Source organism: Deltaproteobacteria bacterium (assembly GCA_016709225.1).
Classification (GTDB): Bacteria; Myxococcota_A; Polyangia; order Nannocystales; family Nannocystaceae; genus Xiheibacterium; species Xiheibacterium phototrophicum.
The window spans coordinates 1,915,580-1,933,287 of record JADJEE010000012.1 but is presented as its reverse complement, the minus strand read 5'-3'; the positions used below and the strand labels follow the sequence as shown (position 1 = coordinate 1,933,287).

13 protein-coding genes are annotated in these 17,708 nt (G+C 71.1%); 7 read left to right on the top strand and 6 right to left on the bottom strand.

The window, feature by feature from the left end; all coding sequences use genetic code 11:
- Nucleotide 1: 1 nt before the first annotated feature.
- From IPH07_33025 to IPH07_33010, 4 genes are read left to right on the top strand one after another with little or no spacing between them, the layout of a single operon-like run.
- Nucleotides 2–4,123, top strand: coding sequence for a cation:proton antiporter (locus IPH07_33025; protein MBK6922261.1), 4,122 nt, complete (start codon nt 2–4; stop codon nt 4,121–4,123).
- The gene (locus IPH07_33020; protein ID MBK6922260.1) at nt 4,120–4,962 is read left to right on the top strand and encodes a mechanosensitive ion channel; all 843 of its coding nucleotides are present in this window, start codon (nt 4,120–4,122) and stop codon (nt 4,960–4,962) included. Before IPH07_33025 ends, IPH07_33020 begins: the two co-directional genes overlap by 4 nt.
- A gap of 8 nt (nt 4,963–4,970) precedes the next feature.
- Nucleotides 4,971–6,323, top strand: coding sequence for a M28 family peptidase (locus IPH07_33015; protein ID MBK6922259.1), 1,353 nt, complete (start codon nt 4,971–4,973; stop codon nt 6,321–6,323).
- Nucleotides 6,295–6,534, top strand: coding sequence for a hypothetical protein (locus tag IPH07_33010; protein ID MBK6922258.1), 240 nt, complete (start codon nt 6,295–6,297; stop codon nt 6,532–6,534). The genes IPH07_33015 and IPH07_33010 overlap by 29 nt, the downstream gene beginning before the upstream one ends.
- An 87-nt stretch (nt 6,535–6,621) precedes the next feature.
- Here IPH07_33010 and IPH07_33005 read toward each other — a convergent pair whose 3' ends face one another.
- The 4 genes from IPH07_33005 to pyrF form a co-directional block, all read right to left on the bottom strand.
- Entirely contained in the window at nt 6,622–7,140 is a 519-nt protein-coding gene (locus tag IPH07_33005; protein ID MBK6922257.1) for an HPP family protein, read from the bottom strand.
- A gap of 3 nt (nt 7,141–7,143) precedes the next feature.
- Nucleotides 7,144–8,118, bottom strand: a complete 975-nt coding sequence (locus IPH07_33000; protein ID MBK6922256.1) for a 2Fe-2S iron-sulfur cluster binding domain-containing protein — start codon at nt 8,116–8,118, stop codon at nt 7,144–7,146.
- 1 nt (nt 8,119) lies between these two features.
- On the bottom strand, nt 8,120–8,500 hold the full coding sequence (locus IPH07_32995) for a group 1 truncated hemoglobin (GenBank protein ID MBK6922255.1): 381 nt from the start codon (nt 8,498–8,500) through the stop codon (nt 8,120–8,122).
- Between the two features lie 212 nt (nt 8,501–8,712).
- Entirely contained in the window at nt 8,713–9,441 is a 729-nt protein-coding gene (gene pyrF / locus IPH07_32990; protein ID MBK6922254.1) for an orotidine-5'-phosphate decarboxylase, read from the bottom strand.
- Nucleotides 9,442–9,493: 52 nt separating this feature from the next.
- Between pyrF and IPH07_32985 the strand changes: the two genes are divergently transcribed.
- Nucleotides 9,494–10,633, top strand: coding sequence for a serine hydrolase (locus tag IPH07_32985; protein ID MBK6922253.1), 1,140 nt, complete (start codon nt 9,494–9,496; stop codon nt 10,631–10,633).
- Nucleotides 10,634–10,744: 111 nt separating this feature from the next.
- Here IPH07_32985 and IPH07_32980 read toward each other — a convergent pair whose 3' ends face one another.
- Nucleotides 10,745–11,098 carry a hypothetical protein gene (locus IPH07_32980; GenBank protein ID MBK6922252.1) on the bottom strand — a complete coding sequence of 118 codons (354 nt, stop codon included), beginning with the start codon at nt 11,096–11,098 and terminating at the stop codon, nt 10,745–10,747.
- A gap of 220 nt (nt 11,099–11,318) precedes the next feature.
- Here IPH07_32980 and IPH07_32975 point away from each other — a divergent pair, with 220 nt between their 5' ends.
- Both IPH07_32975 and gspD read left to right on the top strand, forming a co-directional pair.
- Nucleotides 11,319–13,610: a DUF4139 domain-containing protein gene (locus IPH07_32975; protein MBK6922251.1), complete on the top strand. Its 2,292-nt coding sequence runs from the start codon at nt 11,319–11,321 to the stop codon at nt 13,608–13,610.
- 276 nt (nt 13,611–13,886) lie between these two features.
- Nucleotides 13,887–16,196, top strand: a complete 2,310-nt coding sequence (gene gspD, locus IPH07_32970; GenBank protein ID MBK6922250.1) for a type II secretion system secretin GspD — start codon at nt 13,887–13,889, stop codon at nt 16,194–16,196.
- Nucleotides 16,197–16,214: 18 nt separating this feature from the next.
- On the opposite strand, the gene IPH07_32965 is transcribed toward gspD, so the two are convergent.
- Nucleotides 16,215–17,657: a hypothetical protein gene (locus IPH07_32965; GenBank protein ID MBK6922249.1), complete on the bottom strand. Its 1,443-nt coding sequence runs from the start codon at nt 17,655–17,657 to the stop codon at nt 16,215–16,217.
- Nucleotides 17,658–17,708 lie beyond the last annotated feature (51 nt).

Below are 17,708 nucleotides of genomic sequence, written 5' to 3'. Positions count from 1 at the left end.
CATGCGTCGGGTGTTCGTCGTCGGGGTGCTGCTAGCGATGATGTTGGGCCTGCGGGTCCTGCAGGCGGTCGACGACAGCGGCACCGATCCGCTGACGCTCGCGACCATCGGCTTCGTCGTGCTGGCCGCGTTCGCGCTGGCCGAGCTCGGCGGCGAGCTGTCGCTGCCGAAGGTGACCGGCTACATCCTCGCCGGCTTCGCGTTGGGCCCGTCGTCGGCCGACATCATGTCGGCGAACGTCGTCGAGCAGATGCGCATGTTCAACACCCTCGCGCTGGGTCTCATCGCGACCACGGCGGGGCTCGAGCTGGAGTTCGCGGGGCTGCGCCGACTCGCGCGCACGTTGGCCGCCACCATCGGCGTCAAGCTCGTGACCGCGATCGTGTTGGTCGGCGGCGGGGTGCTACTGATCGAGTCCCAGTTCAGTCTCTTGGGGCTCGCAACCGAGGCCGAGCGCGTGGGCATCGCGGTGGTGTTCGCGGCGCTCAGCCTGGGCACCTCGCCCGCGATCGCGCTCGCAGTGATCGCCGAGACCTCGGCCAAGGGACGCATCGCCGACCTCGTGCTCGGGGCCGCGATCGTGAAGGACGTGGTCGTGGTGATCACGGTCGCGATCGCGGTCGCGATCGCTCGGTCGCTGGTCGGCGGCGGCGCAGTCGGTATCGACGCGCTCCGTGCGGTCGGGATCGAGCTCGGCGGCAGCCTCGTCGTCGGCAGCGTGCTGGGTTGGTTGCTCATCGCGTACCTGCGGTGGGTGAAGGCCGAGATGCTGCTGTTCGTCGCGGCGATGGTGCTGGTGGTCGCCGAGGTCAGCGAGGCGCTGCACCTGTCGCTGCTGCTGGTGTGCATCGTGGGCGGCATGACCGTGCGCAACTTCTCGCGCTACGAGCACGATCTGCTCAAGCCGCTGCAGACCATCTCGCTGCCGGTCTTCATCGTGTTCTTCACCAACGCCGGCGCCGGCGTCGACATGCGTGCGTCGATGACGGTGCTGCCGCTGGCGGCAGCGGTCTGCGTGGCTCGTGCCGCCGGCTTCGCGCTGGCGTCGTGGGTCGGCGGCCGCGTGGGTGGCGAGTCCGCCGACGTGCGGCGCTTGGCGTGGCTCGGCTATCTGCCACAGGCCGGCGTCACGCTGGGCATCCTCGGGATCGCCGCCGGTGAGATCGGTGGCACCCTCGGCGAGACGGTCTCGACGCTGGGCATGGCGATGGTCGCCATCAACCTGCTCGCGGGCCCGGTGACGCTGCGCATGGCGCTGCGCCGCGCCGGCGAGATCGCGACCGAGAAGGCCACCAAGAGCGGCCCGGCGGTCGCGGCCGCGCCGCCCGAGGTGCCCGAGGTCCACGAGCTCGAGGACCCCGAGCTCAAGGCAGCGGTGGCGCGGGTGCATCGCGGCGCGCAGCGGGCGGTCGAGCGCTGGCTGCACGAGCACGTGGTGGTGCGGACCAACGCTGTCGCAGCCATCTGCGGCGACACGGCCGCGAAGCTCGACGACGCCGCGCGGCTGCGCCGCTCGACCACCGAGCTCGCGGCTGCGCTGCGCGAGCTGCCCAAGCCCGCCGGCCCGCAGCTGCTGGACGCGTTGTTCGCCACGCTGCTCGAGCTGCCCGAGGTCTGTCGCGTGGCGCTCGAGAGCTATCATCGGCGGGTGCAACCCGGCGATCGACTCGGTCGTCGCTGGCACAAACGAATGGCGACGCTCGCCGCCGTGCTGACGCTGCGCTTCGGTCGTCGCGCGCGCACGGTGCCGGTGCGGCAGCTCGCGCGCACCCGCCTCGAGCCGCGCTTCATCGAGCTGGTCGAGCACGCCCAGACCGCACTGCTGCGCATCGACGTCGCGATGATGGCGGACATCGCCGCCTGTGCCCGTCGCTCGTTGTCGAGCAGCGAGTGCGCTCGGCGTGCACGTGAGCGAGCCGAGCGCGATCCCCTGCTGTTGGAGCGCACGCTGCTCGAGCGGTTGGTCCGCAGCCGACGCGAGCTGGCGGCGGCGCTGCGCGATGTCGACACCCCGCGGCTGCCGCTGCGCCGGGTGCGGTACTCGCTGGTCGATCGTGCGGTGCGCGACGGCGCCAATCGCCTGCGCCGCGACGTCGAGGTGTGGCCGCAGCGGCTCGACGCGATGATCGAGACCGCGCTGATCGGCGGCGTCACGGCGCACTCCGCCGGCGAGACCCGTGCCGCGCTCGAGCGCACGGTGATCGTGCCGATCGAGCGGGCGCTGATGGCGATCTCCGACTCGGCCAAGACGGTCGAGCAGCGCCTCGAGCCGGTCGCCGCTGCCGCGCTCGAGCGTGATCATCCTGCGCTCGAGCTGGCGACGAAGACCCTGCGCCCGCGTGGCGACGCGAAGCAGCTGCGCGACGCGCTGCGCGAGGCCGAGTCGATCCCGACCGCGGCCCACGCGGTCGAGGCGTTGGTGCCCGACGTGCCCGAGCTGGCGCGGCTGTACCCCTCGCTGTCGGAGCTCGCCAACGCGCCGAACCCCGCGACGGTCGTCCCACGCGAGCTGGCGATCCGGGAGCGCATCGGTGTGCTGCTGCTCGAGGGGCTCATCACGCCGCTGGCCGAGCTGGTCGATCGCGAGGGCGCACGTGTCGTCGCGCACGAGAAGCGGCTCACCGATGCCGTCGGGGTGATCGAGCTGCTCGCGCGCGCGGTGTTGGAGCCCACCGAGGTCGACGACGGCGCCGATCAGGCCCTCGCCGACGCGGTCGTCCGCGAGCGCGCACGGCTGGAGCCGCTGGCGCGCGAGGCCGTCGATCAGGCGGTGCAGTTCCGCGGTGCGGTGATGGCCGCGCTCGACGGCTCCTATGGAGTGCTGTCGGAGCGCGTCGCCACGCTCGCGACCAACGCCGACGCCGGCAGTGCCTCCGAGACGCGGGTCGCTGCACGGGTGCAGAAGGCGCTGGCCTCACCATTCACGCGTTGGTGGCGTCGCATGTTCGTGGCGCTGCGGGGCGAGGCGGCGCGCTACGCCGAGGCACGCCGCAAGAAGGCGGCCGCGGCGGAGTACAACCCTGGCGACATCCGTGACTTCCTCGCCGAGCGCGCCCGCGCCCGCGCGGAGAACCAAGGGCCGCGCATGTACGAGCGGCTGTTTGCGGACGCGCCCCTGCTGGATGCGGTGTTGTTCGTGGCCCACCGCGCGCAGCTCGACGCGATCGTCCACGCCGGCCGGAGCTGGCGCGCCGACACGGCCGCCGGCAATGCCGCGGTGGTGGTCGGCGGCGCAGGCACCGGCAAGACCTCGCTGCTGCAGGTCGCACGCACGAAGCTCGGGCTGCGGCGCGTCATCGCCATCGGCGGTCGGCGGACGCACATGGGCACGCCACTGTTGGGCGCGATCGGCCGCGAGCTCGGCTGTCGCGGCGAGCTCGATGCCATCGTCGCAGCCTTGGGTGGCCGCGCGACCTTGGTGATGATCGATGATCTCCACACGTGGATCGACGCCTCACCCGAGGGCCTCGAGCGCCTGCGCACGCTCCTCTCGCTGATCGAGCGCACCGGCCAGAAGGCCTTCTGGCTCACCTCGATGCACTCCGCCGCGCTCGCGGTCATCGACGAGCTGATGCCGCTGCAGGGTTGGTTCGCGCAAGTCGTACGACTGGCGGCGCCAGACAGCCACGTGCTCGAGAGCGTCATCGAGACCCGACACGGTCCGACCGATCTCACGATCGCGTATCCCGAGGTCGGCATCGGGGGTGTGATCGCGGGGCTGCGCCGCGTGACCGTGGCGCAGAGCTACTTCCTCGAGTTCGCGCGGCGCACCCACGGCAACCTCCGCGCCGCGATTCGTCTGTGGCGATCCCACGCGGTGCTGGGTGGCGAGACCGTGCGCGTACGGCCGGCGCCCGCCGATGCCCTCGGGATGCCGTTTTGGCCCAGCCTCGGCGTCGACGCACTGGGCACGTTGCACCTGCTGCTGCGCGAGGGTCCGCGGCGACTCGATCAACTGGAGGCGGCTCTCGGGGCTCCGATGGCGCGGACGGTGCGGTTGCTGACCACGGTCGGCATCGTGGTCTCGGTCGGCGACGCGCTCGAGATCGCTCCGGTGTGGGTCGACGACGTCGAGCTGGGCCTGGTCGACGCTGGCGTCATCGCGGCGGAGGTGGCCGCGTGATGGCGTTGCGGTGGCAGCCGGTCGGCGAGACGGACAACGTCGGGCAGCGCTTCGTCCGCGAGCTCGACGCGCTCTCGCTCGACGTGCTGGGCGGCACGCTGCTCCTGGTGATCGCGATGGCGGGTGTCGTCGCGATGGCCTCGTGGGGGATCGATCGCCTGGCCGAGCGCGCGCGTCGTGCGTTCGGGCCCCTGCACGGCCTGGTCGATCGACTGGCCGCGCGCGTGCGTGTGCTGATCGGGCTCGCGGCCGCGCTTGCGTCGCTGTGGCCGCTACTGGTGCGCGCGCCGTTCGTGGTCGTCACCGTCTTCCTCGCGATCGCCATCATCGTCGCCCGGGTCGCGCCGGGGCTCGTGCAGGATTTCGTGGCCGGCTTCATGCTCGCGCGCCGTCGCGTGTTCGGTGAGGGTGATGCGATCGACGTCGGTGGCATCCGCGGTCGCGTCGACCGCATCGGCGCGCGCGAGACGGTGCTGTCGATGCCCGACGGTGGGCACGTGTATCTGCCCAATCGGCAGATCGCCGGCACCGCCGTGACGGTGGCCGCGCTGGCCGGGGCAACGCGGATTCGCACCTCGATCCTGCGCAAGCAGCCGGTGACGGTGGCCCAGCTCGAGGCGCTGCGGCGGCGCCTCCAGGCCTCGGCGTTCCGGCTGCCGCGGGGTGCGGTGGTGGTCGCCAGCGATGGGCTCGAGGTGCGCATCGAGGTCGAGACCTGGGCTTCGGCCGCGCGCGACGTGCTGAGTCGACGGCTGGCCGCGATCGCACAGGCGGAGCTCGATCGACTCGAGCCCTCGAGCCCGACGGCGAACGCCACCGACGGAGGTGGCGCGCGATGAGACGTCGGATGCTCGCTGCGCTCGGCCTCGCATGGGGCTGCCGCTTGGACACCGTCGGCGAGCTCGAGTTCGACGAGCCCGAGACCACGCAGCTACGCGCGGTCGAGCTGGTGCCGTTCGCGGAGCGCTCGACGCCGGAGCTCATTCGCATCGAGTCGATGCTTCGTCGTCATCTCGGGGTGCTCGCCGGTCCCCACTTCGATGGCCGTCGCCCTGGCAGCGACGACGCGCGACAGGTGGTCAACTTCATCGTGTCGGAGCTGACCGACTCGGGCGTGCAGCCGGCCGCGCCCAACGGCGGGTGGCTGCAGTCGGTGCCGCTGCAGGTGGTCAGCAGCAGCGGTGAGCTACGCCTGCGCACCGCCACCGAGCTGACCGCGGTGGAAGGGGTTCGGCTCGCGCGCACCGTCGACAGTGGCCCCTTCGAGGTCGCGTTGCCGCTGGTGGACGTCGACTACGGGGTGACGGCGCCCGAGTGGGGCGTCGACGACTACGCCGGGCGCGAGATCACCGGACGCGCCGTGCTGGCGCGGATCGGCGTGCCGATCGGCCGCACCGAGGACTCGAGCTACGCCGGCATGGACTACAAGTTCGAGCGCGCGCAGCGGGCCGGTGCCCGTGCGGCGTTGGTGTCGATCGAGGGTCAGCGCGGCGTCAGCTTCGACGCCCTGGCACGGCGCTTCGCCGAGCCGCGGGTGTTCGCGGGCGCGCGTGGCGAGCCGCTACCGACCAGCATCGACGTGTTCGGCATCCTCGATGCAGCTGCGGCCGAGCAACTGCGCGAGGCCTCGACGGTCGCCGGCACGATGGTCGAGCTCGACGTCGACACCGAGATCACACAGTGGGACGACGCCAACGTCATCGGTCGGGTCGCCGGTGCGCAGCGGCCCGAGCAGAGCGTCGTGGTGGTCGCGCACTGGGACGCGGGCGGTCACGCGGCCGCCGCGGGTGCTGGCGCAGGGGCCGAGGACAACGCCGCCGGCGTCGCGATCGCGCTGGCGATGGCCGATCGCGCGGTCCAGTGGACCCTCGCCGGGCGTCGGCCATTGCGTTCGATCGTCTTCGTGCTGACCGCCGACGGGTCGCTCGGACCCTACGGCGTCGAGCGCTACCTCGCAGGCGGCGTCGCCGATCGCAAGAACGTCGCGGCCGTGATCGTGCTGTCGGGCTTCGACCTGCACGACAGCTCGGCGCACTTGGTGGCGATCGGGGCCGAGCGCAGCTCACTCGATGTCACCCTCACGAACGCATTCGACGGCGGCATCGCGCGCGAGCTCGCGGGCACGCGCTTCGACAACCCCCGAGCGCGAGGCGCTGGACGCCGCCGGACTCGTGACGCTCGCGCTCACGCGGCGCAGTGAGGCCGGCGCGCTGATCGACGGCCCGTTCGCGGCCTCGACCAACCTCAAGGCGCTCGCGAGCACGACCGACTCGATCTTCGATCTCGTGTGGCAGCTGGCGGACGAGCCCGGCATCCCCGTGCGCGTCGAAGCTGCGGACGACGACGACAAGCCCTCCGAGGGCACGGCCGTGCTCGCGCGTCCGAGCGACGGCATCGATCAACCACCCTGACGGCCGCCGCCTACTGGCGCGCGGCGATCTCGGCCACGATCGCGTCGGCGGCCGCGGGCTGGCGATGAACGCCTGGTGCGGCCGCTCTCAACGGTCGTCGGCGTGGCGCCATCGTGGAACCGGCAACCCCAGTGCACGCGTCAACAAGGCCCCGAGCACGACGAGCAGCGCGACGGCACCGACCATGATCGCGAGCTCCGCGGGCGTCTGCAGCATTCCCATCGACACGATCAGCGTGGTTGCGCCAGCCGGCGGATGCATGGCGCGCAGCCTCACCAGCAAGGCGCCGCACGCGGTGATCGAGCCTGTGGCCGCGAGCACGCGCGCTCCGTCCACGCCTGCGACCAACGTCGACGGTTGGTCGTAGAGTCCGGTCACGAGCAACGCTCCGAAGCCACAGGCGACGGCAATGGTGTGCCCCAGCACGATGCGTCGTCCGCTGGCGGCAGCCTCCGAGGGCGCCCCGAACAGGAGGTAAGCGGTCGGGCCCAACGATGGGAACAGCCACGGTGTTCCCGTGATCCACGCGAGTGCGCCGAGCAACGCGATCGATGCTGCGCAGCCCAGGGTCGCGTGCCAGGTCGGCCCGGTCCGCACGCGGTCCATCGGTCACGAGCCCGTGGCGGCCGCGGACGGCACGAACGCGTCGGCGCGGATGTCGGACATGCTCGCGCCGGCCAGGAACATGCGACGTCGCATGGACTGCACCACGACAGGGTCGCCGCAGAGCACGATGCGCCAGCCCTTCGGGGCCGCGACCAAGGAGGTCAACACCGCGTCGAGCGAGCCGACTTCGACGCCCTCGACTCCGGCGCCGTCGAGCACCACGCGATGGAACTCGAGATTGTCGTGCACGTCGGCGAGGTGCGACAGCTCCGCGTCGAGGTAGAGCCCCGCGGGGACGCGCGCGCCGTGGGCGAGCACGATGCGGCCGGTGTGGCCGTGGCGTAGCGCGTCGCGCACGAAGCCCAGCAGTGGCGCGGCGCCCGTGCCGGTGCCGGCGAGCAGCAAGGGCTGCTCGGGGCGGCCAGGGCTGTAGAAGCAGTCTCCCGCTGGGCCGCGCAACGCGACGACGTCGCCGACGCTCGCCTGGTATGCGAGCCACTGACTCATCGCGCCGCCCGGGACCACGCGCACGTGGAGCTCGAGCTCCTCGACATCGCTCGCGCTCGCAATCGAGTAGCTGCGCGAGAGGCCGTCGGCGCGCATCAGCGTGACGTACTGCCCTGCGCGGTGGTCGAGCGTCCGCTCGGGGAGCACCCGCACCTGCAGCACGTCGTGGCTGAGCCGCGCGAGCCCCACGAGCTTGGCGGCGATACGCAGCTCGTCGCCGTCATCGATCTCGAGGTCCTCGGTCGCGTGCGCTCGGCACGACAGGAAGTAGCCCCTCCGTCGCAGCGACTCGCGCAGGCCGAGCTGTGCCTCGGGCGGCGGCGTGCCGACGCGCGCGCGCAGGATGCAGGACTGACAGGCGCCCGCGCGGCACGAGCTCGGGGGCGCCGCCCCGATGCGCGCGAGCGCATCGAGCACGGTCTCGCCCTCGAGAGCACGTACGGTCGCGTCACCGCGACGAATGATCGCCATCTCAGGTGCCGGTGGCCCGTCGACCGAGAATGTCATCCCGCACGGACTCGGCGATCGCGGCCACCTGTCCGATCAACTCTTCGGCTACGCCCAGCTCACGCAGCGTGCCGCCGAGGTGTTCGATCACGATGGTGACGTGGCTGTCGTCGAGGCCTTTGGCGAGCAGGTGCGAGTGGGCGCGCGTCATGTCTTTCCCGCTGTAGTTCGCGGGACCGCCGAAGACCATCGTGAGGAAGGCCTTCTGCTTCGCCGCCTGTCGGTCCATGTCGACCGACTCGAAGAAGCGAGCGACGCGATCGTCGGTGAGCATCTTGCGGTAGAAGATGTCGACCGCGGCGTCGACGGCCGGTTGGCCACCGAGGGATTCGTAGAGTGTGGACACTGCGTCCGTGCTTCTACGGTTGGGGCCGCGCGGTGCCACCCCGGCGCGTCGAAGCGATGACCTCCACGGCGCGCAGAGGCTGCGTGCGCGATGGGCATGGTTGCGCGCGACGGGGACGCTCGCGGCACCGGGATCCGACGGCGTCCCGTTGCCGACCACCGAAGCGATCACGAGCCGCGTGGTCGACCACCGCGACGCGAGGCCAGCAGGGCCTACTGGCGCGCGGCGATCTCGGCCACGATCGCGTCGGCGGCCGCGGGCTGGTCTTCGGCCTGCAGAATCGGCCGCCCCACCACGATGTGCGTGGCGCCCTCGAGCACCGCGCGGGCTGGCGTCATCACGCGCTGCTGATCGCCGACGTCGGCACCGGCGGGGCGGATGCCGGGCACGACCCGTGCGAGCTTGGGCGCGACGGCTCGCACCCGCGCGAGCTCGCGGCCGCTGCAGACGACGCCGGCGCAGCCGGCCTCGCGGGCACACACCGCGCGCATCTCGACCAACTCCTCGAGGCTGCGGGTGTGGCCGGCCTGTCGGCACGCGACCTCGTCCTGGCTCGTGAGCACGGTGACCGCGAGGATGCCGAGCGCGTCACCGGCCGCCTCGACGCACGCGGCGAGGTGTGCGGTGCCACTGCCGGCATGTACCGTCACGAACTTCGCCCCGAGCGTTCGCGCGCTGCGGATCGCTCCGCACATGGTGTTGGGAATGTCGTGCAGCTTGAGGTCGAGGAAGATGTCGACGTCCGGCGCCAGCTCGCGCATGCGTCGGACCACGCTCGGCCCCTCGGCCACGAACAGCTCGAGGCCGATCTTGAACATGCCGACGTGGCCGGACAACCGTCGCGCCAGCTCGAAGGCCGCGTCGGCGGTCGGCACATCGAGGGCGACGATGAGTCGTTCGCGATCTGGACGCTCGGGGGTGGTCGCGCCAGTCGTCTGCATCGTCCGCGAGGTTGTAGCCCGAGGTCGGCGAAGCAGGCAAGCTAGCCCCGCGATGGACCCGCATGCACGGCTGTTCGAGAGCTTGGAAGCCGCGGTCCGCGAGGGCACGTTCCCCGGCTGCGTCGCGATCGTGAGCCGCGGCGACGCGGTGGTCTACCACGAAGCGCACGGCACGCTGGGCGAACACCCCAGCTTCGTCGCCGCCGGTGAGCCAGTGGTCCGCGACAGCGTCTACGACCTCGCGTCGCTGACCAAGGTGCTCGCGAGCACGACCTTGGTCGCGATGGCGGTCGCGCAAGGGCGCATGTCGATCGACGAGCCGGTGCCGTCGCCGTGGTCGCGCGCATGCCCGGGTGCCACGCTGGGTGATCTGCTCGAACACTGCGCGGGTTTGGTCGCGCACCGCGAGTACTTCCTCGAGGTCGAACCGTTCGATGCCGAGGCGGTGCTCGAGCACGTCTGCCGTACGCCCCGCGACGGCCCACCGCGGCAGCGTGCGATCTACTCGGACCTCGGCTTCATGATCGTCGGCGCGTGGCTCGAGCGCGTGTACGACGATCGCCTCGACGCCGTGTTCGCCGATCGCATCGCGTATCCGCTGGGCATCGATCACACGCCGCTGCCCGGGCTCGGCTTCCGACGGCTGTTCGCGGAGTCAGGCCTGCCGGCTGCGCTCGAGCGTCGCATCGCGCCGACCGAGGTGTACGACGCCGAGCTGCACGGCGACGCACCGCCCAGCCACCTCCGCGTCCGCAGCGGTCGACCGCTCGCCCACGGCGCCGTGCACGATGACAACGCGTGGGTGATGGGCGGCGTCGCGGGCCATGCCGGCCTGTTCGGCGATGCGTGGTCGGTGCACGAGCTGTGTCGCGCCTGGCTGCACGCGAACCTCCCCGGCCTCGATCTCGCGACCCGCGATCGATTCTGGCGGCGCAGCACCGTGGCGGGCTCGACCCGCGCGCTCGGCTTCGACGGCCCCAGCCCCGACGGTTCGGGCAGCACCGGCGATGCGCTCACGTCCGACGCGGTCGGGCACACCGGCTACACCGGCACCAGCGTGTGGATCGATCCGTCGGCCCCGGGGGGTGCGCGGATCTTCGTGTTGCTCAGCAACCGCGTGCATCCGGTTCGCACCAACGACGCCATCAAGGCCTTCCGTCAGCGCTTCCATCGCGAAGCGATGGCGATCTAGTACCCGGTATTCCGGCGGCACGGCGCCTTGCGGAGTCGCGGCCATGACGGCGTTCTGACCCATCACAATCCCTGTGTCGAGGTACTAGGCGCTCTGGCGCGCGAGCCGGGGCTACGGGCGGTCGGGCACCGATGCATCGATCCACGCCTCGTCCGCGAGCGCACGGTCGAGTTGCTCGGCCAGGCTCGGGAAGCCCGCGATGAACGTGAGCTCGTCGACGTGGTGCGCGAGCACGCGGCCGGAGGCGTCGAGCACGGTGTACCGCAGCTCGCCGTCGAGGCTGTAGATCGCGACCTCGGTGTCCCGCGTGCGCAGGGTGGTCACCGGTGGAGGGCTGGGGGCCGGGCGGCTCGCCTCGGCCTCGCAGTGCCGTCGCGCATGTTCGCTGCGCTCTGCGCTCGGCGCGATCGCGAGGCCGAGCAGGCAGGTCGCCGCGAGCGTGGTCGCCATGCCGCAGGAACGCATCGACCACCATCTTACAGCCGAGATGGAGGGGATCCACAAGCCCGATCGGCGAACGGGACCGCGCCTGGTTTCTGCTGCCGCCTCGACCCGCGCAGGCGCGGATGGGGCCAATAGACCGGCGGGCGCAGCTCGTGCGTGTGGGGCGACGCCCCGGGGCGCTGCGCATCGGCGTTACATTCGCACGCCCGCGCACCGCCACCGGTGCTCCCGAGGAGACCTCATGCGTCGATCCCTGCAGCTGCTCTCTCCACTCTCGCGTACCCCTGCGCTCTGGCTTTCGTTGCTCGCGCTCGCGCCCGCCATCGGTTGTGCCCACGGCCGCAGCGCGTACCCCACCGCCGAGACCGATCTCGCGCTCCACCGCGTCGTGCTCTACCGCAACGGCATCGGCTACTTCGAGCGTCACGGCGAAGTCGATGGTGATGCGCTCGCGATCAAAGTCCGTCGCGATCAGGTCGACGATCTGCTCAAGAGCCTGACCGTCATCGATCGCAGCACCGGCAAGGCCATGAGCGTGTCGATGCCGCTCGACCCCGAGAGCTGGGCCAACGCGGCGCTGAGCCAGCTGGGCCCCGGTCGCGGCAGCCTCGCCGAGGTGCTCGATGGTTTGCGGGGCACCGAGGTGGTGGTGCGCACCCACGACGGCACCATCCGCGGTCGCATCGTGATGGTCGAGACCATCCAGGACGAGCCCGACCCGTACGCGCGGCCGACGCGAGGCGGCGGCGGCGAGCAGGTCCACCAGCGCGACCATCGACTCACGCTGCTGCAGGGCAACGACATGCACACCGTGCGGCTCTCGAAGGTCCACGGCGTCACCCTCAAGGACGGCGACCTCGCGCTGCAGCTCAACCGCCGACTCGACGCGAGCGCTGGCGAGGGCATGTTCCAACAGGTCGAGATCGTGATCCGGTTGGCCGGCAAGAAGGCCCACGATCTCGCCGTCAGCTATGTGGTCGCGGCGCCGATGTGGAAGCCGACCTACCGCGTGGTGTTGCCCAAGGAGGGCAACGGCGACGCACTGCTGCAGGGCTGGGCGGTGGTCGACAACACCAGCGGCGAGGACTGGAACGACGTCTCGCTCGGTCTCACCTCCGGCGAGCCGATCGCGTTCCAGTACGACCTGCACACCCCGCGCACGATCCAGCGCGCCGATCTCACCGAGGCCGGCGTCTCGCGGCGCGCCATCGTGGCGGTCGGCGAGACCACCTACTCCGACGCCCCCGAGGAGGTCATGCCCGCGCCACCGCCGGCCAGTGCGCCCGCCACCGCAGCCGCCGACGAGTACCAGTACGAGGATGACGTGATGGCGGGCGAATCCGGCGGTGGTGGTGACGCCCGGGCATCCTCGGTGCGATCGAAGGCGAAGATGGAGCCGCGAGCGTATGACAAGGATGCCGCTCGTGATCGCAGCGAGACCGAGTACAAGAAGAACGTCGAGCAGGCGATCGACTACGACGCGTTGCGTCGCAGCACCATGGCGAGCGCGCGGAGCAAGCAGATCAGCGGTCTGACGAGCTTCGACCTGCGCGAGCGCGTGACGGTGCCCAACGGCAACTCGACGATGGTCGCGATCCTCAACCAATCGGTCGGTGCCGAGCAGACCTTCTTGTACCGCCCCGGCGGTGCTGGGGTCGGCTACGAGGCGAATCCCTACCGCGTGGTTCGCTTCCGCAACAGCACACCGTTCGTGCTCGAGCCGGGTCCGATCAGCATCTACTCCGGCGACAGCTTCGTCGGCGAGGGACTCTCCGAGTCGGTCGGCGCGGGCATGAGCGCGACGCTGCCGTTCGCGGTCGAGCCCGGCATCATGGTCACCTCGACCGCGAGCTACTCCGGCGACGAGATGCAGCTGCTGCGGATCGTCCGCGGCGTGCTCGAGGTGGAGAGCTTCGCGCGCACCACCACCAAGTGGACCGTCAAGGCGCCGAAGTCCATGGGCACGTTCTCGGTGCTCGTGCGCCACGGCAAGGCCGGCTGGAACTACGAGCTGGTCGATCCGCCCAAGGGCACCGAGGCGCTGCCCGACGCCTATCTCGTGCCGGTACCGGTCACGACCGCCGGCCAAGAGGGCGAGGTCACGTTGGTCGAGCAGACCCCCTCGGTGACGACGCTATCGATCTGGGACGTGCGTGCCGTGTCGTTGCTCGAGGGGCTGGTCGCCAAGGCCACGCTCACGGCAGCGCTGCGCAAGCAGCTCGAGCCCATCGTCAAGCTGCGCCAAGAGATCGGCCGCATCGACACCGAGATCGACGGTCTCAAGCGTCAGCAGGTCGAGCTCGATCAGCGCGCCAACGAGACCCGCGAGAACCTCGAGGCCATCAAGAAGGACCCCGCCGCCGGGTCGCTGCGCAGCAAGCTCAACGCGCGGCTCGACGCCTTCACCAAGGACGGCGATCGCATCGGCCGCAAGGTCGTCGAGCTCAACAGCCAGCGGCTCGAGAAGAAGATCGCGCTCGAGGACCTGCTGCAGGGGCTCGAGTTCGAGGCGCCCAAGGCCTCCTCGAAGTAGCGCGCATGATCGCGCTGGGCAGTGGCCGGCGCATGCGTCTGCGAGACGACGCTGCGCCGCGCGCTGGCCATGCCTGACAAGCTGGCGAGCACGCGTCGGCAAAACAAGACAATGCAGCGCTGCGGCACGCCGTGACGAAACGGCAACTCCGCACGATTCCTGGACCGGCGTCGGTGGTGGCGGACTTGCTCTGTCACCCCAGCCGTAGGCGCACGGGCTGGCCGTTCGCGTGCAGGAGGTACGATCGTGCTCGTCGTTCACCGCATGGCTGCTGTCGTGGCAGCGCTCGCATTCGCGTGGCCGCGCACCGGCGTCGCCGCACCCCCGGCGGTGGCTGCCATCGATGAGGCGCCCGCGCTCGCGCCCTCGCTCGCGCCCTCGCTCGCGCCCTCGATGGGGCCCGCCGACGGGATGCCGGCCGGCTTCGACCGCTGCGAGAAGCACGTCGGCAACGAACGCTTCCGCATCACGCTGCCGAAGGAGGCCGAGCTCACCGACCTCGTGCACTGGATGAGCAGCGTGAGCTGTCAGAAGTTCATCTGGGAGCCCAAGGTCCGTGGCGGCAAGGCCACCATCCTCGCGCCCGAGCCGGTCACGATGCAGGAGGCGTTCGCGGCCTTCCACGCCGCGCTGCAGACCATGGGGCTCACGGTCGAGGGCGCGGGCGACTTCTACAAGATCGTCGAGAGTGCCGACGCCGCCAACCACGCGCTGCCGCTGTACGGCACCGACACGCAGGCACCCGCGACCGACCGCTACGTCACCCAGCTCTACCGCGTGAAGGCGGCCGCGCCCGAGCAGCTGCGGAGCCTGCTCGACAGCCTCAAGACCAAGCCCGGGCGCGTCGACGTGGTCGGCGAGCTCCTGCTCGTCACCGACACCGGCACCAATCTCGCGCGGATGTTGCGGCTGCTCGAGGAGGTCGATCGCGCCGCTGCGCCGACCGAGCGCATCTACTTCCACCAGCTGCGTCATGCCGATCCCGAGGCGATCGCAACGGTCGTGCGGGACGTGTTCGGCGTGCCGACCGGTGGCACCGCCGCGACCACCGGCAAGCCCAGCACCGCCGCCACGCCGCGAGGCAGCAGCAAGGCCCCGGCGGCGGCCGCCGCCAGCGAGCCGGTCGCGGGCGCCGAGCAGGCCGCCACCGCTTCGCGCGTGCTGGTGGACCAGCACACGCAGGCGCTGGTCATCGTCGCGCGACCGGCCGACTACGTGACCATCGCGAGGTTGATCGAGCGACTCGACGTGCCGCTCTCCGGCGGCGCCGCCCGCTTCCACCTGGTGCCGCTGTCCAACGCCGATCCCGCCGAGGTCGCCGACGTGCTCACGGCGTTGGCGTCGGCGGCCGCGAGCGCGGGCAAGGACAAGCCGGCCGGCAAGGGCGGCGCGGCTGCGAGCGCCGGCAGCGTGCCGAGCTTCGGCGCCGACATCCGCGTGACCGCCGATCCGGCAACGCGATCGCTGGTGATCTATGCGACCGCGGCCGATTTCCTCACGCTCGAGCCGATCATCCGCGGCCTCGATGTCGAGCGCCGGCAGGTGTACATCGAGGTCTACCTGCTCGAGCTGACGGTCGAGCGTCTGGTCAGCGCTGGCGCAGGCGCGCACTTCGGCAGCACGACCAGCGTCAGCAGCGGCAGCGCCAGTGGCGATGCGGTCGCGTTCGCGGCCTCGGCTCCGAGCTCCACGCACAACTCGGTGCTGCTCGATCCGTCGGTGCTCTCGGGGCTCGCCGCGGGCATCATCGGGCCCGCGATCCCCGGTAGCTCGGCGCTGTTCGGCACCGACGTGCCCGCCTTTGGCGTGGTCATCCAGGCCCTGCAGACCGACAACGACGTCAACGTCGTGGCCGAACCGCACATCTACACCGCCGACAACCGCGAGGCCTTGATCGAGGTCGGCGATCAGAAGCCGGTGCCCGGCAACATCGCGTACACCCCCGGCACGACCAGCACCGGCGCCAGTCAGTTCGTGCCCGGCACGCAGATCCAACAGCGCGACATCAAGCTCAGCCTCAAGGTCACGCCCCACGTCAACGACGGCAAGAGCCTCTCGCTCGACGTCGAGCTCGACAACGAGAACTTCGTCGAAGCCACCGGCCTCGGCGTCAGCACCACCAAGCGCAAGCTCAAGCTCGAGCAGGTGCTCGCACACGACGGCCAGCCGCTGGTGCTCGGCGGCCTGATGAAGGAGGTCGAGCGCGACAACACCTCGGGCGTGCCGGGGTTGTCGAAGATCCCGCTGCTCGGGTGGGCCTTCAAGTCGCGCAAGAAGCAGAAGGAGAAGGTCAACCTGCTCATGATCATGGTGCCGCACGTGCTCGATGGCCCCGACGACATGCGGCGCATCCACAAGCGCCGCATGGAGGAGCGGCTCGATTTCCTCGAGCGCTACAGCGCGTTCAAGCGCAAGGACCTCGACACCGCGATCAACTACAACCGCAAGTCGGGCCTGCTGTCGGCGGTCAACGCCGAGGCGCAGCGCATGCACGAAGAGCTGTCCCAGCGTGAGCTGGCCGAGCGCGAGCTGCAGCGCACCGATGTCAGCGGCGAGATCGGGCTGGTGCCCGGCACCGAGCCGTGACGGCCACCTGCGTTGCGCTCACTCGCACAGGCCGTCGACGCACGTGCCGTCGCCGCACTGGACGTCGGTGGTGCAGTCGCGGCACGCAGCGGGCGGAAGGCCGTTCTCGTCGAGCACGCGCGGGATCACCAGCGAGACGGCCGAAGACCCCGGCGCCAGCACCAGCGGCGCGCCGCCACCATCGGGGGTGTCGGTCGAGAAGCAGACCGTGCCGTCGGCAGCGCGGGCCTGCGCGCGCAGGCTGAAGCCGCCCCACGACAACGCGGCGGTGCGGACGATGGCGCTCGGGCACGGGATCGGCGTGCCGTCGAGGACCGTGCCGTCGGACAGCGAGGCGGGGCTCGGCAACGGCCCACCGTGGGCGTCGCGGAGCTCGAGGACGAGGTCGGCGATCGCGAGCGTGCCGCCGTCGACCGGGGGCAGGCAGGTGCGCGTCGCGGTGGACTCGGCGTCGCCGCGGGCGAACTCGAGGGCGAAGGCGGCGGCCGCCTCGATCGCGGGCTCGAACGCCGCGGCCGGGAAGTCGACCGCGATGGGCACGAATGCGCCGGGCCCAGGCTGCAGCGTGAAGGGGAACGTCGCGGGGACGGTGGTGAGCGTGCCGCCGGGGCCGCGACCGGTGAGCTCGAGCACCCACTCGCCTTCACCCAACGTGGTCGCGAAGAAGCTGGGCTCACCGAGCCGGCACGGCACCGGATCGAGCGTGACGGCCGACGTGTCGTCGCAGGCTCCGTCGTCGCCGAGATCATCGAGCCGGCACACGCGTGCGCGCAGGTCGATGAGCCGCACGCCCTCGCAGGTCATGCGCGGGTTGCCGTCGAACAGGCTGAGCACCGCACGGAACTGCACGGCGCTGACTTCGAGCGACTCGGACGCGAGGCCGTCGATGCCGCAGGCCGCGTCCTCGTCGTCGACCAGGCCGTCGCGGTCGTTGTCGATGCCGTCGATGCACTCGCGGGGCGCCGTCAACACGAACGGGTCGAGGGTGACGGTCACGTCCTTCTCGGCGTCGAACTGCTGGCAGTCACACGCGACGTCGACTTCGTTGCACGCGATGGTCGCGGCGGCGCCGCTGCAGAACTGCGTCGAGGTCGGATCCAGCGGTGCGTCCTCCCAGGGCTGGAGGTCGCGCTGGAGCCCGCGCACCTCGACGATGTAGTGACCGGCGTCGAGCTCGGGGCCCTCGAACATGCGCTCGGGGTTGGCGAAGCCGTGGGCGAAGCACGGCAGCACGTCATCGAACGCGACCAGCCCGGCCGGGTCGGTCACGAGGACGCGCATGGTGTTCATACCGAACTCGCTGCACTGCAGCGGATCGGTCACCGGCAGCAGCTCGCCGTCGCGGGCTTCGATCTGCCAGCGCAGACGGAACGATGCGGTCTGGTTGCAGCCGAACCCACCGACCAGCGCCAGCCCGGCAAGGGCGACGCGCGAGGCGGTGCTGCGAGGAAGCCGCGTCATGCCCGGCGGACCTTAGCAGGCGAGCGCGGGCGATGCATCGGTGTCGGGACG